This window comes from Tahibacter sp., from assembly GCF_035481375.1.
Lineage (GTDB): Bacteria > Pseudomonadota > Gammaproteobacteria > Xanthomonadales > Rhodanobacteraceae > Tahibacter.
The window spans coordinates 1-3,100 of sequence record NZ_DATIGT010000241.1 but is presented as its reverse complement, the minus strand read 5'-3'; the positions used below and the strand labels follow the sequence as shown (position 1 = coordinate 3,100).

The following is a 3,100-nucleotide window of genomic DNA, read 5'->3' as shown; positions in this document are numbered from 1 at the left end:
CCGCCCGCGCCCTGAGCTGGGCTCAGAGCGTTGCCAGCCACTCGTCGTCCGAGCCTTCGTTGACGCCCTCGAACAGGAACGTCGTCAGATAGCGTTCGCCCGTGTCGGGCAGCATCGCCAGGATGACCTGGCCCGGCGTCGCCGTGCGCGCGACCTCGAGCGCCGCGGCGAACGTGCCGCCGGCCGAGATGCCGCAGAAGATGCCTTCCTGCGCGGCGAGCGCGCGCGCCGTGTCGCGGGCGAGCACGTCGTCGACCGGCACGATGCGGTGTGCGACCTCGCGCCTGAGCACCGCGGGCACGAAGTCGGGCGTCCAGCCCTGGATCTTGTGCGGCTTCCATTCCGCGCCGGCCAGCAGAGAGGCGCCGGCCGGTTCGGTCACGACGATTTCGACCTCGGGCCGCGCGAGGCGGATCATCTCGCCGGCGCCGGTCAGCGTGCCGCCGGTGCCCCAGCCCGTCACGAAGGCGTCGAGTCGGCGGCCGGCGAAGTCCTGCAGGATTTCCGGTCCCGTCGTGTTGCGGTGATAGGCCGGATTGGCCTCGTTCTCGAACTGCCGTGCGAGGAACGCGCCGTGCTTCGCGGCGAACTCCTCGGCGCGCTTGACCATGCCGCTGCCGCGTTCGGCGGCCGGAGTCAGGATCACCTTCGCGCCGAGCGCGCGCATGATCTTGCGCCGCTCGATCGAGAACGTCTCGACCATGAAGGAAACGAACTGGTAGCCCTTGGCCGCGCAGACCATGGCCAGGGCGATGCCGGTATTGCCCGAGGTCGCCTCGACGATCATCTGGCCGGCACTCAGCAGGCCCCTGGCCTCGGCGTCCAGCACGATCGCGAGCGCGAGGCGGTCCTTGACCGAGGACATCGGATTGAAGGCTTCGAGCTTGACGTACATCTCGACGCCGGCCGGGGCCAGACGGTTGATGCGGACGATCGGCGTGCGGCCGACGGTATCGAGAATGCTGGCGTGGATCATGTCGCTACTCCGGGGGGCGGGCGCACGCCACCCTACGGCAGTTCAGGCGGCGCGCCAACCGGCGCACCGCCGGGTCTGTCCTGCGGGCGTGCCTCGACGGAGAACGCGATCAGGCGAGGATTCGCGACAAGGCGCGCTTGGCCGCGTCGAACGAAAAATGCCGCTCGACGTTGGCGAGTCCGTTGGCCGACAGGGTTTCCCAGAGCGTCGCGTCGCCGTAGAGCCGCACGATCGCCGCCGCGAACGCCTCGGCGTCGGTCGCGACGAGCACGTCGCTGTCGGCGCGGATGTGCATGCCTTCGACCGCGGCCGGCGTGGCGACGACGGGCAGGCCGTAGCTCATCGCCATGTTGACCTTGCCCTTGACGCCCGCGCCGTAGCGCAGCGGCGCCACCGAGACGCGGCAGCCGTCCATGTACGGCTCGAGATCCGCGACGAAGCCATGCAGCACGAAATCGTCGGCGGCGTAGTCGCGCAGCGCGTCGGGGATCGGCTGGCCGATGACGTGCAGGCGCGCGCCGGGCAGCGCGTCGCGCAGGCGCGGCAGGATCTCGCGCGCGAACCAGAGCATCGCGTCCTCGTTCGGCGGATGCTGGAAGCTGCCGACGAAGACCAGATCGCTGCGTTCGGCGAAGCCGCGGCGGCAGCCGAAGACCTCGTGCACGTTCGAGAGGATTTCCACGCGCGCCTGCGGCAGTTCGCGCGCGAGCAGTTCCTGCTCGACCGGACTGACCACGAGCGTCGCGTCGCATTCGCGGATCAGCTTGTGTTCCTGCGCGCGCGTGCGCTCGGCCTTGCGGCGCAGCTCGTCGCTGTTCTCCAGTTCCGCCGCGCGGCGCTCGCGCAGGTAGTGCAGATCGACCGTGTCGAAGATCAGCTTCGCCTTCGGCGCGTAGAGCCGCGCGAGGCCGAGGTAGTTGATCGCGATGTAGTGGCGCGACAGCAGGACCGCGTCGAACTCGGCGCCGCGCTGCCGGAACAGTCGGATCGGATCGTTCATGTACGGCGCGTACAGCACTTCGACGCCGAGCGCCTGCAGCGCCTCGGTGTAGCCGGCCACATAGAGCCGGTTGTCGGCGAAGAACGTGACCTGCCAGCCGAGCGCGCGCAGCAGCCGCATGAGGTTGACCATGCGCAGCGAGCCCGAGTCCTGGTCCGGCGTCGGCGTGCAGGCATCGACGACGAGCAGGCGCTTCTCGCGGCGGAACGTCGCCGCGCGCGGCGCGAGCGCTGCATCGTCGATGGGCGCGGGCTGCAGCGCGAGCGCGGATTTCCACTTGTCGAGAAATTTCTCGCGGTTGACGACCTGATAGCGCTTCATGCCGCTGCCGGTGTCGGTGCCGGCCGTGATGCCTTCGAAATGGATCACGGTCGAGCGCGGCTCGTAATAGACCTTGAGTCCGGCGGCGCGCACGGCGAAGGCGAGATCGGTGTCTTCGTAGTAGGCCGGCGCATAGCGCTGGTCGAAGCCGCCGAGCGATTCGAACAGGTCGCGGCGCAGCAGGATCGCCGCACCCGAGCAGTAGTCGGCTTCGCGACGGAAGTTGTAGCGCGGATCGGCAGGGTCCTCGAAACGGCCATAGTTCCAGCCGGAGCCGTCGCGGAACACGATGCCGCCGGCTTCCTGCAGGCGTCCGTCGGGGTAGACGAGCTTTGCGCCGACGAGACCGGCGTCGGGTTCTTCGGCGAAGCAGCGCAGCAGCGCCTCGAGCCAGCCCGGCGTCACGACCGTGTCGTTGTTGAGGAACAGCACGTACTCACCGCGCGCGGCCGCGGCGCCGGCATTGCACGAGCCGACGAAGCCGAGGTTCTGCGCATTGCGGATCGCGCGTGCGCCGTCGACGTCGGCGAGGCGCTCCGGCGTGTCGTCGCTGGAACAATCGTCGACGACGATGACTTCGAAGGTTGCGCTGCCCGCGTGCGTCGCCAGCGATTTCAGGCAGGCCAGCGTGTAGGCAATCTTGTTGTAGACCGGAATCACGATCGACACCTGCGGCGCGTCGGCGACCGGCAGGCTGAAGTCGTCGAACTGCGTCGCCGGTTCGCCGGCGATCGCGACGGCCGGCGGCGCGCTGCGGCGGAATTCGCGCAGCGCGCGCTGCAGCGTGCCGGCGAGCCCGCGGC

2 protein-coding genes are annotated in these 3,100 nt (G+C 69.4%); both read right to left on the bottom strand.

The window, feature by feature from the left end:
- Nucleotides 1-22 precede the first annotated feature (22 nt).
- Nucleotides 23-976, bottom strand: coding sequence for a cysteine synthase A (gene cysK / locus VLF18_RS16025; protein WP_325280633.1), 954 nt, complete (start codon nucleotides 974-976; stop codon nucleotides 23-25).
- 109 nt (nucleotides 977-1,085) lie between these two features.
- Nucleotides 1,086-3,100 (bottom strand): glycosyltransferase (locus tag VLF18_RS16020; protein ID WP_325280632.1); only part of this gene is annotated, 2,015 nt, incomplete at its 5' end.

Bases quoted from the DNA above. Each gene is read 5' to 3' on its own strand.
- cysK (WP_325280633.1), bottom strand. From the start codon at position 976: ATGATCCACGCCAGCATTCTCGATACCGTCGGCCGCACGCCGATCGTC.